This window comes from Bdellovibrio sp. HCB-110 (assembly GCF_047323225.1).
Classification (GTDB): domain Bacteria; phylum Bdellovibrionota; class Bdellovibrionia; order Bdellovibrionales; family Bdellovibrionaceae; genus Bdellovibrio.
In genome coordinates, this window is the sequence record NZ_CP178750.1 from 3,413,573 (window position 1) to 3,428,185 (window position 14,613).

The window sequence follows — 14,613 nt, forward strand, 5'->3', positions numbered from 1 at the left end:
GCTTTGCCTTAACCTATTTCTAAGGCTTTTTCGAATATTTAAAAGGATTTGAATTTCGATGTTAATCAACTGTCCACGTTGTGGGTTTCAACAACCTAAAGACAAATACTGCGCGCAGTGTGGCGTTGACATGGAAAACTTCAAACCGGCCACTCCGCCTGCCTGGAAAAGGTTTTTTGGCAACCCACTGATTCAACTTTCACTTTTGGTGGTCGTCGCTGGCGGCGTCGGAGTTTCCCTTTATCAAAAAGGCCAACAAAATTTAGAACGCCGGGTGAGTTACCTGCGCTCGACTGTACAAATCAATCCCACGTCCAATGAACCTGTACAACCGATTGCTGAAGCTCAGGATTTAGCTGAAGCACCCACAACAGATCAAGCGTCTCAAGCTCCGCAAGCGGATGGCGCGGATGGTGTTGTGACAGCTTATAAAGTAAATCCTCCAGCGGCGACGGCAGCAACACCGACAGCTGCGGCTTTAGTTGATGATAAAAATAAAGAGCGATCCTTGGCAAAAACCGGCGCTCCCCACTTGGTGGTGTATTACGCCGAAGTTTCTCGCGGAAGTTTGAATGGTCTTTTTGCTGCCAGCCGCAGTACGGGACAGTTCATGAACTTCAATGACTATTCAGCGGGAATTGTTCCGAGCATTCGCCGTTCCCTCTCGGCTCCGCAAACAAAGATCCTGCATAAAGAAGACCGCGCTTTGGACAATTCTAAAACACTGCAATGGTCCTATGGTCTCAAAGATCGCAGAGACCCTTCTGTTGAAATCGGTTTAACGACGTTCTTTGAACTGAGCGAAATGGATAACAACAATTTGCGTGGCAACTTAGAAATCCAAAGAACATGGAGAGAACCGACATCTTCAGGCGCCATGGAAATCCAAAGAAAATCCTTCCCGGCGATTTTTGAAATCGGCGGAGAAACAGGATTTTTCATGTCTGGAGTTTTACCTCCACAATCTAATTTAGAAAATGACGACGAACTCACCGCTATTGATGTCTTTAAAATTTTGCGCTCGCCTCAGTTCAGAACCGGAGACAGTGAGCTGGTGATATTTGTCGAATTCGAAAAAGGCAATTAATACAGCAAAGGCTCCGCTATGGCATTTCAACAGGAATTGAGTCACCTTTACGGGCCTCAAGTGCACATCATTGACAATCCCTTTTTAAACGGTCTTTTAGCTCGTTTGTGCACTCCGGGATGTTTTCAACCCGAGATCAACCGCATCGTGGAAGTTCTTTATACTCACCTTATTTCCGTCACCGTGAATAACGAGTTTGATAAAGAAAAGTTTGAAGAGTCCACACGCATGACGGAATTTCATCCGGATCAAAAATTAAAAGGTCTGCGCATCGCCGCGAACCAAAAAGCTGTCAGCATCAACTTGGCTCGCGCAGGAACTTACCCCAGTCACATCTGTTATAACTTTCTGCACTTTGCTTTACCGGCACAAAACGTCCGGCAAGATCATATCTTTGCGGCACGAGTGACGAACAACAAAGACAAAGTCACGGGCGCAGAGTTCGGAGGCATGAAAATCGGGGGCGACGTCCAAGACGCCCACGTCATCTTCCCCGATCCGATGGGGGCCACTGGAAACACCATGGTCACGGCAGTTGAGCACTATAAAGCGCATATTCAGGGGCCCGCGAAGAAATTTATCGCTTTAAACCTGATTGTAACCCCCGAGTATTTGAAGAATGTACTCACCGCGCACCCTGACGTCGTGATCTATGCCTTAAGACTTGACCGAGGACTATCACCTCAGGCAGTTTTAGATGCAACTCCGGGCCAATTTTGGGATCAAGAACGCGGTCTAAACGATAAACAGTATATCGTTCCGGGCGGCGGCGGTTTCGGTGAAATCATGAATAACTCTTTTGTGTAAGAGATGGAGAAGGCGCTATGACAAATCTTTCACTTAAACCCTACATCACTGAAGAACAAATTCAGAAAAAAGTAAAAGAGTTGGGCGACGCTCTCTCTAAGAAATTCAAAAACGAAAAAGTTGTTGCTGTCTGCGTTTTGAAGGGTTCCTTCATGTTCTACTCGGACCTTATCCGCAACATCAACGCTGACATCACTTGTGAATTCTTCGGCGTTTCTTCCTACCACGGTGGAACATCTTCATCTGGCGAAGTGAAAGTGACTTTGGATTTAGCGAGCCCGGTTGAAAACTGCCACGTGATTCTGGTTGAAGACATCGTTGATACGGGTCTTACAATGAACTACCTAAAAAATTCAATCTTGTCTCGTAAGCCTAAGAGCTTGACGACAATCGCTCTTCTTGAAAAGCCAGATGCTTTGAAAGTGAAATGCGATATCGACCACGTCGGTTTCAAAATCCAAAACGAATTCGTTGTGGGTTACGGCTTGGACTACCAAGGTTACTACAGAAACCTTCCATACATCGCTCAAGTTCAAAACTTCCAATAGTGAGTTTTAAAAACTGAGAAAGAGAAAACCTCGGCCTTCTGCCGAGGTTTTTTTGTTTTTGATCTTAATATTTAAAAACCAGTTGGCTTTCGGCTTTGCCGATCAGTCCTTTTGAGTCACGCACAAACAGTGTCAGCTTGATAAATCCATTGTTTTGCAAATTGTATGTATTTGGAACAACCCCCTCAACCCACGAGCAGGTATTGGCATCCACCGAGTTCTCCAATATGCAGTATTTGCTGTAAGGATTTTTAACGGTGACTTCCAGATTCACAGTAGAGGCATTGAAATAGAGAGGTCCGCTCATTGAAAAGTTTTTAATAAACGGCTCACCTGAATTCTTAAGCAGCAGCGAATCGGGAGCCACGATAAGATCGGATGCCGAAGCGAGTTCTGCTAGATGCACGGGACTTGTTGAATTCGCATAAAGCGACTGATTCAAGGAAGCCCCCCAACAATAAACTTGGTGTTGGTCTTTTTCGATAGCGCAGGTGGTACCGTACCAAACGTTGAAAGAGGATATTTTATCGAAACGAAGAGACGTTTGAACTGCGACTGGAACAAGACCGTCCGTATTAGTTCCATCGCCCAGTTGCCCTCTAAAGTTAGATCCCCAGCAATAAGCCTTGCCGTCTGAATCCAAACCACACGCATGGTCCCCACCCATTGTCATATCTTTAAAGACGACAGATGTATTTACTTTGACCGGAGTACTTGAGTCGACCGTGGTTCCAATCCCGAGCTGACCGTATTGATTGTACCCCCAGCAATAGACAGATCCATCTTCTTTAAGACCACAAGAATGATAAGAGGACGCAAGCAATTTTTTGAAGGTATGTCCTCCACTAACAGCCGTCGGAACGAGACGATCGGTTGTCGTACCATCTCCTAAAGCTCCGGATTGGTTTTGTCCCCAGCAATAGGTTTCACCAGACAGAGTAATCCCGCAGACATGTGCGTAAGCCGCCGAGAGCGATTTGAATTTTAATCCACCTGATACTGGAACGAAAACATTGCTGTCTGTTGTTGTGTTATTTCCCAAAACCCCGGTCCAATTAGAGCCGGAACAGTAAGCCTCGTCTGATAGATTAATTCCACAAATAAATTCTTCCCCAATGGTGATATCTTTAAACTCCATACCACCGGCAGACAAGACGGGAGTCAATCGCTCAAGACTGTCTCCAAGACCCAGACCGCCAGAGCCATTATCACCCCAACAATAAATACGCTTGTCATTCTTTTTCTGAGCACAAAAATCGTATTCACCTACAAATACTTTTTCAGCCTCAAGATCATTGAGAAATGAATAGAGAGAAACATTGCCGATATACTTAAGCCCCGACCCTGATGTGGCAATATCACCTTTACATATCAAAAAATGATCGTTCGTCAGACCGCAATATGTATCGGCCTGAATGAAAACATAATCTGATTCACTCACTGTTGAAGAACCATCATCGGTACCAATGCATTCCCTTGCCGAGGAGGTAGCGTTGAGGCCACAAACCTCATTTATACTCATAGAATCAAATAAATAAGCAAGGGTCGAAGACCCCTTGACCAAAACGGGAGAGGGCTGCACGGAATTTCCCATGACTCGCTCCCCCCAGCAATACACGTTGCCGTCCGAAGTCAGTCCACAAAATCTATTAACACCAGCGGAGGAAATCTCTGAAAATAGAAGTCCTCCGATAACCGCTGTAGGTCCCGCGCGGTAAGTGGTATCACCAACCCCGAGTTGACCGTAAGTATTGTTTCCCCAACAAAAAGCTTCACCAGCAGCCTTCAACCCGCACCAAGCATCATTAGTGCCGCCCTGAAGACTTGTAAGTATCTCACTCGTAGAGAGCTGCTGTGGCGCAGGGCCGGAAAATCCCTGCCCCCAGCAATAAATCTTATCGTCTGTCGCAATTGCGCAAGTGGCAAAAGACCCAGCTTCTACTAGTTTTGCTGAACTTGGAAGAAGGACTCGAACCGGAGAACTTTGATCAACATTGAGCCCATTCCCCAACGTGTTGTTAACTCCGCGCCCCCAACAATAGACATCTCCCTGGTCATCCAAAGCACAGGAATGCTCATGTCCCAAGGTGATTTGAACGAATTTTTTTGTGGAGTTCACCTTAACAGGAAGGTCGGACGCCGTAGTTGTTCCGTTGCCCAACTGACCAACATTATTATTTCCCCAGCAATAGGCATCTCCATTTGCAACGGTGGCACACTTGAATGAATTGGAGGAATCATAGTTTTGAACATTCTCGAGTCGAGTGAGAAACTTCTCTGAAGCGGAGTAACTTCCTTCTTGTTGTTCTGATGACCAATTTTTGCTCCCCACCCCGTAGGCCAGATAGAGAGCTTTGAATGACTCATTGTCAGAAATCAATCCTGGAGTAGTGGAACTGAGAGCTAATAGGTGAGCATCCATAGTACATCCCGATATACCGGAAATGCTCGCTATTAAAAGAAATATAAGTAATCTCGAAACGCTCATGTTCGTGACTTATCGGAATTACTCTCAACTCTCTCAATAGTCTCAGAACGATACTGATCTTCACCATAGAGCAGAGACTTACTCGGAACTCAGCCATCTTATCTCATCAAAATTCCCACGCCGAAAATCATATAGAGCAAAGACGATCCATAGTTGATCCACTTCATCGGAATTTTCTGAGTGAGTCTTTCGCCAAACACGACAGCCAATCCGTCAGAGAATAACATCCCTAAAGTTGTTCCGACTGTCACAAGAGTGAGATTTTGATATTTCGCTGCCAATGCCACTGTTGAGAGCTGAGTTTTATCGCCGATCTCGGCAAAGAAGAAGAGGACCGTCGTTGTCCAAAAAGCTCCCCATCTCATATTGTCGGGATTGGAATCATCTTTATCAGGAATTAAAATCCACAGAGCAAAACCGAAGAAGGTGATCGCCAAAGCCCAATTCAAATAGTGCGAAGGTACTTGTGAAGAGATCCACTGCCCGAACCAAGCCGCCAAAGCATGATTTAAGATTGTCGCAGCTAAAATCCCGCCCATCACATGCCAGGGCTTTTTAAATTTCACTGCTAAAACCAGAGCCAGAAGTTGCGTTTTATCGCCCATCTCTGTGGCTGCGACTAACAAGAATGAATTCAGTATTGCTTCCATGGAGAACCCTCACTATGAAAAAACCGTGGGGCTCTAAAAAGAAAACGAGACCACACGGTGTTTGTTGTTAAAAACACACGTGTTAGTCTCGTCAACAAGGGGACTTGCACTTAAACCGGAGCTCATCGCTCAGTATGTCGGCTTAAGTCAACTTTCGAAGAAAATTGCGACTACTCCCTAACTTGCCGTTAGAAATAAACAGTTCTGGCGAGCGAGTCAATAGATCCACCCCAAAAGCACCGCAAAAAAAAGGTAATTCGACCATTTTTTCATTGTCTAAGTAAGAAATCTTCTGTTTTATGCGGCCTCAAGAGTTCCCATAAAAAATTGGTTATCCAGGAGAGTCGCGAATGTTCCGAGTTTCTTTGTGTACGCTTGTTTTGAGTCTTGGTCTTCTTGCCAGCAGCTTCAGTCATGCTGCCTCTATCGCCGATGGCGATATTCACAAAAATGACTTCAAGTGGTTCCAATTCAATCTCATGAGAAGTATCGACAACAAAATTCCTTTCGGGAATCAGCAAGATACTTATTTTGAAATGGAGTTCGGGGGCCGCTCAGGCATCCTGGATCTTTACGGCTACTTGGATGTCTTTGACGTTTTTGATTCTCGTTCTGATAGTGATCGTCACGGCGGAGATAATTTCTTTTTCAAACTCGCTCCCCGTTTTTCTTTGGACTACATGACCGGTCATGATTTGTCCCTCGGACCAGTTCAAGAATGGTATATCTCAACATTATTCAATGTCGGTGATGCCGCTCTTTTTGAACAATACGTGGGTATTGGAACAGACATTCAAGTTCCTTGGTTTGGCAAGGTGGGTGCGAACTTGATGGCTCGCTATGTTCGCGAAAATTTTGGTGCCGCGAATGAAAGAGAATGGGATGGCTACATCCTTTCAACGAATTGGTTCACGCCTTTCTATCACTTCGAAAACAGCTTTATCTCTTACCAGGGATATCTTGATTATAAGTTTGGCGCGAATAAGATCTCTGATTCCACAGACCGTTCAGACTCTTCTTTAGAGTGGTTCAACGGACTTTATTGGCACTCCAAACGCTACGCCGCAGGTTATGGTTTAAAACTCTACAAAGACATGGCCCTGCTTAAAGACGGTGGTTTCGCGGGAGAAACTTCAGGCGTCGGTCATTACCTTTCACTCACTTACAAATTCTAGAGGAGAATTTATGAAATCGGTTCTGGTGTTTCTTCTCAGTTTTGCATTCTTGCTGCATTCCGAAGCTTCGGAAAAAGTACAAATCAAAAGCATGCAGGAAGTTCTGCAAAAAGTAGATGAACTAAAAAAGCAATACACGGCTCAAGAGATCCTTGTTGTCTTTGATATCGACAACACTCTTTTAACGACAGAAAAAGACTTGGGCGGTGACGCTTGGTTTGCTTGGCAAGAAGAGAAACTTAAAAACAAAGAGACTCATGATCTGGTGGCTAAAGACTTCGACGGTCTTTTGCGCATTCAGGGTTATCTTTACAGCCTTAGCCAAATGCGCGCTCCTGAAACTATGACTCCGAATATGATGCGTGAGTTTCAACAACAGGGACACCCTGTGTTCTTGCTCACCTCTCGCGGTCCTGAATTCCAAAATTTCACGCAAAGAGAGTTGGCTCGCGCGGGTTATGAACCTTCTCTAACCGCTCCGGGCCCTCAAGGTGGATTCGCAAGTCGCTTCCTACCTTATCAAATGGACAAGCTTTCTCAGTCTTGCCTGACTCCAGAGGAGCTGACAGCTTGGGGATTGAAAGATGCAAAACCTTCCGTCTATGAAGACGGTGTCTTCTTCACGGCAGGACAACACAAAGGAGCGATGCTTCGCTCAATCCTATGCAAGACAAAGAAATACTATCCTGTGATCGTATTTGTCGATGATACGGAAAAACACGTCGACCGCGTTTTGAAATCTTACGAGCCCTACAATGTGAACGTGATCTCGATGCGCTATGGAGCGATGGATGGTCAGGTTGAGAACTTTAAAAAGTCAGACAAGCGTGAAGCTATTGATGACTGGGCAAAAATCAAATCTGTTTTAGAATCTGTCTTCGGCAGAGAGTTCTAGAAAAGCAAAGAGCCCTTTTCAGGGCTCTTCTCCTTTTTCCATCAGATCTTTTGCGATCTTGATCTGGTCTTCTAAGCTTTTGCGCGCTTCTTTCGAAAGCACTCCCAAGGCCTCTTTGAAATCTTCCGGATATTCTTTCTGCATGTCGAACAGATACTGAGCGAGCTCCTGACGGTCATCGCTGTTTTCCATAAGAACTGCTGTTTTTACGATAAGAGAAAGCTCCTGCTTTCTTACGGCTTTGTCTTTAGAAAGCTGCACTTGGCTGATAAGCTTATTAAAGCCCTCATACGCTTTTCTTTCGTCTTCTTCATAGGCTTTCGCCAGTTTTTCAACTTGGGCACAGACATCGCAAGAAACGGAAGCTTTAACTTGTCCGACCATCATCACTGTAAAGATAAGTAGTATTAAAGCTTTCATTAGCGATACCCCCCTTTTTTCTTCTGACCGGAGCCCGTTCCGGACTTGTAGCTGACTTTGCTATCAGGACATTTATTCAGCGGAGCATTTCTGATTTTATCATAGTGAGGAACGTAACACCCCGTTAAAGCGCGTCGTCCTGGAGGATCCACGGATTCATTCATGGGCAACGAGCTTCGATAGAATGAGTGGTATTCGCCATCATCCCCGATCACCTCAATATGACCGTGGATATCTCCAGCCGTGGGTCTATATTTACCGTAAGGTTTACTGCCTTTATACACACGAATCGCTCCGGGCGTCTTACATTGTGACGAGTCTTCAATAAAGCCCATTCTTAAAAGATCCGCTCCCGCATCTTTCGCTGAACCCGAGGACAGGATACTACGAACGCATGCCAGATCTTTTCCAAGAGCGTCGGCAATAATCTGTTTTACGGCACGATAGCAAAGAGCTCCCTTTTCTTTTAAGTTCCCCGCCCCTTGACTCGCACTTTGTGCAAGCTTGACCATATCATCAGAAGGAGAATAACTTGTCGCCGGCAAGGACGAATTCGAATTCCCTTCAATGTATGCCGTCTGAGGATAGTCGATAACTTTTGGAGCCCTTCTTGAGAAGGCAAAAGTATCTGAAGATAAAAAAGAGCACGCGATCAAAAATACAAGTACGACTCTAAAATTTTGCATGTTTTAATTTTAGAATGTGAGCCTATATGTGTGTCCAGTGGTTTTTGAAATCCGACAATGGTCTAGTCGTGAAAGGCTCTCCTGGAGGACTGCTCCAGGAGATTCCTTAAAAACCGTATCACAATGAGATTACTTCAAATCAAAGAAGAGGAATTCAGTTTCTTTGTTGGCTTTGAACTTCAGCAACTCTTCATCCTGAATTGCCAAGCCATCGCCAGAGGACAAAACTTTTCCATTCACCTCAAGTTCGCCCTCTGCCAACTGAACCCACGCTCCGCGGCCTTTGCGAAGTTTAAATTCTTTTTCCACACCCGGCTCTAAAACAGAGGCATAGAGATCCACATCTTGATTGATCATCTGACTGCCTTCGCGACCTTCCTTAGACACGATGAGCTTTAACTGATTCAGTTTTTGCTCACGAGTAAAAGACTCCTGCGTGTAACCTGGTTTGGCTCCGCTCACATCCGGCATGATCCAAATCTGAAACAGTTGCAGGTCTTCATCCGGGGAGGGGTTGAATTCACTGTGACTGATTCCCGTACCTGCGTGCATCGTTTGAATTTCGCCGGCGGTGATTTGACCGATATTACCCAGACTGTCTTTGTGGGCCACCGCCCCTTTTAAAACATACGTGATAATTTCCATATCACGATGCGGATGTGGAGGAAATCCCGCGCCTTTGGCAATCCAGTCTTGATTGATCACGCGCAAATCACGGAAACCCATAAAACGGGGATCATAGTAATCACTGAAAGAAAAGGTGTGGCGCGATTTCAACCAACCGCCGAACTCGGCATAACCTCTTTCATTTGATTTGCGCAGATTCATCATATCGAACTCCTTTTTCCTCAGCCTCTTTTAAAAAGAGGTTTGTAACTATCAAAGTAAGCAATTCCTAAGAATATATTGAGCACGAAAATCAAAACGGCAAGTCCTGCTCCCGCGGGATCAAGAACCCCGTGATACAACATGATATTCACGGAAATAGGTGCGATCAACACGAGCGCCAATGGCACGGCAATGTTTAGTAACAACATCACGCCCACCGCGATCTCTGTGACCTTCATCAAAGGGAAGAAATATGGATTGGCCATCAAGCCCGACAGAAATTTCAGACCCGCTTCAGGAGGTGGAGGTTGCGGCAGAAAATGGAAAAAGAAATTCAAACCGAAAACCACCCATAAAAGACCGAAGATCAAACGCGCTGCTAGTTTTGCTTTGTTCATAGAAAGACTCCTTAAATTATTGTTTTCTACGCCCTCCATATTACAAAACTAGACGATCTAAAAAAATTATAATTTTTCTATTAACATGATCTAATTTTCAGATATAGTGAGAATAGGTATGACGTTAGATCAACTGCAAGTTCTTCAGACCATTGTGACCTCCGGAAGCTTTCGAGCGGCTTCTCAGGAATTGCATCGCGCACAAAGTGCCGTGAGTTATGCCATTCGCTCTTTGGAAACTGAGTTGGGATTTAAAATTTTCAATCGCGATCAGTATCGCCCCCAACTGACTCCGCAAGGGCGGGCCTTCCTGAAAAAGGCCGATGATTTGATCTTTCAGTTTGGCGAATTGGAAGAAACTGCTGATTTTTTAAAAAGAGGACATGAGCCGATCATCCGTTTGGCCGTCAGCGCACTGTGGCCCCTCCCGTCTTTGGTCAGCGCGCTGAAGGAATTCACCTCCCGCTTCCCCCAAACGGAGATCAAGATCATTCATGATATTCTCAGCAACGACGAACAACTTTTGGAGGATCGCGCCGACATCGCATTAGGGCATATCTACAACGACTCAAGTTTGCTTACGACGAAACCTCTTTTCACCATCAGCATGATCGCCTCCTGCGCCGCGAATCACCCTTTGGCAAAATTGCGTGGCAAAGCCACGGATGAAACTCTGGGCAAGTATCCTCAGGTGATCATGTCAACCACACTGAAAAGCTCGAAACGTTCTGGTGGCATCGTCAATCCCGATAACGTCATCAGTGTGCAGGATTATCTGACGAAAAAAGCCTTTCTTGTGGGCGGATTGGGCTGGGGTTTGATGCCTGACCATGTGATTGAAGAGGAAATCAAGGAGAAAACCCTCGTGACACTGCCGCAAAAACGATATGTATCGACAGCTCACATTGCGCGTCACTCACAGAGAGAGTTGGGCCCCTGCGGTAAATTCATTTGGGACTACTTTTCAAATAGACAAAAAAAGAACCTCAAATAAAATATTAATCATCTTACGCGAAGAGCGTACCTCCCGAGGTGATCCATGAAGCAATACCACGATTTACTAAATGCAGTTCTAGAAAACGGCGTAAAAAAAGAAGACCGCACTGGCACAGGCACGATTTCGATGTTTGGTTATCAGATGCGCTACAACCTGCAAGAAGGTTTTCCTCTTTTAACGACTAAGAAACTTCACACACGCTCGATCTTTCATGAGCTTTTGTGGTTCTTAAAAGGCGATACGAACATCAAATATCTTCACGACAATAAAGTGACGATCTGGGATGAGTGGGCTGACGACAACGGAAACTTGGGTCCTGTGTACGGCAAACAATGGCGTTCTTGGGAAACAGCGGACGGTCGCACGATTGACCAAATCACCAACGTGGTTGAACAAATTAAAAAGAATCCGAACTCTCGCCGTTTATTAGTGGTGGCGTTCAATCCAGGCGACGTGGATAAGATGGCTTTGCCTCCTTGCCACGCCTTCTTCCAATTTTACGTGGCTGACGGAAAACTTTCTTGCCAGCTTTATCAACGTAGCGCGGATATTTTCTTGGGCGTTCCATTTAATATCGCAAGCTATGCCCTTTTAACTCACATGATTGCGCAAGTTTGCGATTTGCAAGTGGGCGACTTTGTTCACACGCTGGGCGATGCCCACTTGTACTTGAACCACTTAGAGCAAGCGCAATTGCAACTGACAAGAGACTTCCGTCCTTTGCCACAATTGAAACTCAACCCGGACAAGAAAAATCTTTTTGATTTTACTTACGAAGATATTGAGATTGTCGGCTACGATCCACACCCTGCGATCAAAGCACCGGTGGCAGTATGATTTTGACTCATGTAGTGGCTTGCTCTGAAAATCGTGTTATCGGAACCCAGGGAGGCCTTCCCTGGAATCTTCCGGAGGACATGAAGTTTTTCCGCGAGACAACAAAGGGCCACGTCATGATTATGGGAAGAAAGACTTTTGAGTCCTTCAACGGGCGCGCTCTTCCCAATCGCTACCACATCGTGATCACGCGAGATCCGCAAAAACAAAGCTTCCCTTCGACAGAATCAAGTCCTGTCGTGTTCGTCTCTTCTATTGATGAAGCGATCAAACACGCAGAACCTTTGACGGCAAAATGGGGCGATGAAGTTTTCGTGATTGGTGGTGGTGAGATCTACAAACAGATCATGGACAAGACAGACAAAATCTATCTAACCCTGATCCACAAAGAGTTTGCGGGCGACACGTATTATCCTGAAATTGACGAAAAGATTTTCACTCTGGCTCACCGTCGAGATGTCGAGTCGCCTGTTCCTTTTTCGTTTCTTACCTACCTGCGCAAGTAGAGTCTAGATTTCAGTCTCAATTTGAGAATTCTACAGTTTGGACTCTACGAACACGATTTTTCCTCCGAGAATAAGGTAAGACACGATTTTCGGAGTGGGTATGAGCACAGCAAAACGATTTAGAACAAAAGAAACAGCTCATGTCGAAGTCTATGGCCACATTGGCATCCTCGTGGCCAACCTCAAAAACCTGTCGCAAACAGGAGCCTTCCTGGAAGTTTCTCAAGGCGACTATGTCCCACAAAAAGGCGATCTTCTTAATCTGACTGTCAATCTGACATCCCTTCGCCGCACTCACAATGTGGCCGCAGAGGTTGTTTGGAGCAAAGGTTTGGGGCTTGGCATTTGTTTTATCAACAAAGATCAGGTTCTTGAAAGAATGATGGCAAAAGGAACTTCCTTCTAATAGAATCTGTCTGTCATGCAGGTTCACACACACACCGATCTTAGCTCTCTTAATACTCTTCAGTTGCGCTCTCAAGCAGAGCACTTCGTGGAACTGCATTCCCCGCAAGATCTCCATGATCTTTTAGATGAAACCAGCCTGAAAAAACTTTCTTGGAATATCTTGGGTGGCGGAAGCAACCTGGTTCTGCCCTCCTTGGTGCGCGGCTTGGTTTTGAAAGTAGCCAATACGGGGCATGAACTTCTTCATGAAGACAAAGACGCTTGGTACGTGAAAGTTCAAGCCGGTGAAGTTTGGAATGATTTCGTGCAATGGACTTTGCGACAAGGCTATTGGGGTTTAGAAAACCTCTCTTTGATTCCGGGAACTGCCGGAGCCGCCCCGATTCAAAATATCGGTGCCTATGGTGTGGAAGTAAAAGACACCTTGTGGGAAGTTTCCTGCCTGGATTTACAGTCTGGCGAAACCAAAGTCTTTTCGAATAAAGAGTGTCGTTTTGCTTATCGTGACAGTTTTTTCAAGCAAGAAGGCGCTGGACGCTATCTTGTTTGGGACGTGACCTTCCGTTTGCCGAAGAAAAATATTTTGCATCTTGAGTATGGCGATATTCGTAAAGAATTAGATCGTCAGCAATTGGCGGCAGATCCTCGCGCCATTGCCAACGCTGTTATTCACATTCGTCAAACCAAACTTCCCGACCCTAAAGTCATTGGCAATGCGGGAAGTTTCTTTAAAAATCCCATTGTTTCTAAAGAACTGCGCGACGGTCTTTTGCAAACTCATACGGATCTGGTGAGCTTTCCTTACCACGACACGCACTTCAAACTGGCGGCGGGCTGGCTGATTGATCGAGCCGGATGGAAAGGAAAAAAACTCGGACCTGTGGGCATGTATGAAAAACAAGCCCTGGTCTTAGTGAATCACGGTGATGCCACTTCCGATGACGTTTGGAAGTTGGCAAACCAAGTGTCTTTGGATGTAAAAAATATTTTTGGTGTCGAGATCGAGCCTGAACCTATTCGTTGGTAGCTCTCTCTCCCACTCTTATTTTCGTGAGCGGGAATAAATTAATTGTCAGACTGTAGACTTCTTTCTTAGGACCGTCTTCTAAGAAATCCGCCAATTTACGACGGAACTCTTTGATTCTCTCGTTGGCCTCTTTGATTTTTTCCGGCGTTGTGGCCACGGTCACTGCGGAATGATTGCGATAAGGTGGCGCCACAGTCTCCATGGCTTCCATGGATTTTTCCATCTTTCTGCGCTCATGATGTGAAGTATCTCGCGTGGCTGTCGTCACAACGCGAGAAGAGGTTCGCTCCATGTTTCCATTTTCAGTGATTTTTATTAAATCGTGCTCTTGAAGAATTTTAAAACATTCTTGTACACGTTCTAAAGAAATTCCTAAGCGACGTGCGATCCATTCCATATCAGGTTCAAAATCATCCGTGCGCATGATGCTTAAGATGGCCAAGTTTTCCCAACAACGAACATGCAGACCTTCTTGAGGTGCGAGCTTACGAACGCTGTTGACCTTGCGAGCTTTGGTACTGACAAAAGAATAAAGCTGACGTTTGTCCTTAAGATTTAGATTTAAAGCCTTGGTGATTTTTTCGGCGTAGAAATCGCTGAGAGCCCTTTTATCGTGAATCAATTCATTCATGCGCCCTGCGGAGATTCCGACTTGCGCGGCGAAAGAGCGCAAAGAAAACCGTGGATTTTCTTTTTGAATTTCTGTGAATTTGACCTTTAAAAACTGCCCGACTGTCTCAGCCATAAAAAATCCCCTAGACCTTAGCCCTAACATACCGACGAAAGACTGTACGTCAACACGAAAGGAACCGAACATAAAGCATTAGCTGACATATGTCAGTTCCCAAGGAGGGGA

General features: G+C 45.4%; 17 protein-coding genes. 10 read left to right on the forward strand and 7 right to left on the reverse strand.

The genetic code is table 11. The features are described 5' to 3' along the window. The first annotated feature begins 130 nt into the window (after positions 1-130). The 3 genes from ACL934_RS16180 to hpt are packed head-to-tail and all read left to right on the forward strand — an operon-like array spanning position 131 to position 2,442. Positions 131-1,087: a hypothetical protein gene (locus ACL934_RS16180; protein ID WP_413612597.1), complete on the forward strand. Its 957-nt coding sequence runs from the start codon at positions 131-133 to the stop codon at positions 1,085-1,087. Positions 1,088-1,105: 18 nt separating this feature from the next. Next, positions 1,106-1,894, forward strand: coding sequence for a uracil phosphoribosyltransferase (locus tag ACL934_RS16185; RefSeq protein ID WP_374075210.1), 789 nt, complete (start codon positions 1,106-1,108; stop codon positions 1,892-1,894). A 17-nt stretch (positions 1,895-1,911) separates the two neighbouring features. Beyond that, positions 1,912-2,442, forward strand: a complete 531-nt coding sequence (gene hpt / locus ACL934_RS16190) for a hypoxanthine phosphoribosyltransferase (protein ID WP_374075212.1) — start codon at positions 1,912-1,914, stop codon at positions 2,440-2,442. A 64-nt stretch (positions 2,443-2,506) separates the two neighbouring features. Here hpt and ACL934_RS16195 read toward each other — a convergent pair whose 3' ends face one another. Continuing rightward, on the reverse strand, positions 2,507-4,864 hold the full coding sequence (locus ACL934_RS16195; protein ID WP_413612598.1) for an RCC1 domain-containing protein: 2,358 nt from the start codon (positions 4,862-4,864) through the stop codon (positions 2,507-2,509). A gap of 164 nt (positions 4,865-5,028) precedes the next feature. Continuing rightward, positions 5,029-5,580, reverse strand: coding sequence for a TMEM165/GDT1 family protein (locus ACL934_RS16200; RefSeq protein WP_413612599.1), 552 nt, complete (start codon positions 5,578-5,580; stop codon positions 5,029-5,031). A 350-nt stretch (positions 5,581-5,930) separates the two neighbouring features. Here ACL934_RS16200 and ACL934_RS16205 point away from each other — a divergent pair, with 350 nt between their 5' ends. After that, positions 5,931-6,755 (forward strand): outer membrane protein OmpK, encoded by an 825-nt coding sequence (locus tag ACL934_RS16205; protein WP_413612600.1) that lies wholly within the window; start codon positions 5,931-5,933, stop codon positions 6,753-6,755. Positions 6,756-6,765: 10 nt separating this feature from the next. Next, on the forward strand, positions 6,766-7,650 hold the full coding sequence (locus ACL934_RS16210; protein ID WP_374075218.1) for a DUF2608 domain-containing protein: 885 nt from the start codon (positions 6,766-6,768) through the stop codon (positions 7,648-7,650). Between the two features lie 18 nt (positions 7,651-7,668). Here the strand turns inward: ACL934_RS16210 and ACL934_RS16215 are convergent, their stop codons facing one another. The 4 genes from ACL934_RS16215 to ACL934_RS16230 form a co-directional block, all read right to left on the reverse strand. After that, on the reverse strand, positions 7,669-8,070 hold the full coding sequence (locus ACL934_RS16215; protein WP_374075220.1) for a hypothetical protein: 402 nt from the start codon (positions 8,068-8,070) through the stop codon (positions 7,669-7,671). Next, a complete protein-coding gene (locus ACL934_RS16220) occupies positions 8,070-8,756 on the reverse strand; it encodes a hypothetical protein (protein WP_374075221.1) in 687 nt (228 codons plus the stop codon). Before ACL934_RS16220 ends, ACL934_RS16215 begins: the two co-directional genes overlap by 1 nt. Positions 8,757-8,885: 129 nt before the next feature. Beyond that, positions 8,886-9,587 carry a pirin family protein gene (locus ACL934_RS16225; protein WP_374075223.1) on the reverse strand — a complete coding sequence of 234 codons (702 nt, stop codon included), beginning with the start codon at positions 9,585-9,587 and terminating at the stop codon, positions 8,886-8,888. Positions 9,588-9,604: 17 nt separating this feature from the next. Next, on the reverse strand, positions 9,605-9,982 hold the full coding sequence (locus tag ACL934_RS16230; RefSeq protein WP_374075225.1) for an acyltransferase: 378 nt from the start codon (positions 9,980-9,982) through the stop codon (positions 9,605-9,607). A gap of 118 nt (positions 9,983-10,100) precedes the next feature. Here ACL934_RS16230 and ACL934_RS16235 point away from each other — a divergent pair, with 118 nt between their 5' ends. From ACL934_RS16235 to murB, 5 genes are all read left to right on the forward strand, one after another. After that, the gene (locus ACL934_RS16235; protein ID WP_374075227.1) at positions 10,101-10,976 is read left to right on the forward strand and encodes a LysR family transcriptional regulator; all 876 of its coding nucleotides are present in this window, start codon (positions 10,101-10,103) and stop codon (positions 10,974-10,976) included. Between the two features lie 45 nt (positions 10,977-11,021). Then, positions 11,022-11,816 carry a thymidylate synthase gene (locus tag ACL934_RS16240; RefSeq protein WP_374075229.1) on the forward strand — a complete coding sequence of 265 codons (795 nt, stop codon included), beginning with the start codon at positions 11,022-11,024 and terminating at the stop codon, positions 11,814-11,816. After that, entirely contained in the window at positions 11,813-12,322 is a 510-nt protein-coding gene (locus ACL934_RS16245; protein WP_374075232.1) for a dihydrofolate reductase, read from the forward strand. The genes ACL934_RS16240 and ACL934_RS16245 overlap by 4 nt, the downstream gene beginning before the upstream one ends. A gap of 100 nt (positions 12,323-12,422) precedes the next feature. Further along, entirely contained in the window at positions 12,423-12,728 is a 306-nt protein-coding gene (locus ACL934_RS16250; RefSeq protein ID WP_374075234.1) for a PilZ domain-containing protein, read from the forward strand. A 15-nt stretch (positions 12,729-12,743) separates the two neighbouring features. Further along, on the forward strand, positions 12,744-13,757 hold the full coding sequence (gene murB / locus ACL934_RS16255) for a UDP-N-acetylmuramate dehydrogenase (RefSeq protein WP_374075236.1): 1,014 nt from the start codon (positions 12,744-12,746) through the stop codon (positions 13,755-13,757). Here the strand turns inward: murB and ACL934_RS16260 are convergent. After that, the gene (locus ACL934_RS16260; RefSeq protein WP_374075238.1) at positions 13,744-14,502 is read right to left on the reverse strand and encodes a DUF4423 domain-containing protein; all 759 of its coding nucleotides are present in this window, start codon (positions 14,500-14,502) and stop codon (positions 13,744-13,746) included. The two genes, murB and ACL934_RS16260, sit on opposite strands and share 14 nt — an antisense overlap. Positions 14,503-14,613: the final 111 nt, after the last annotated feature.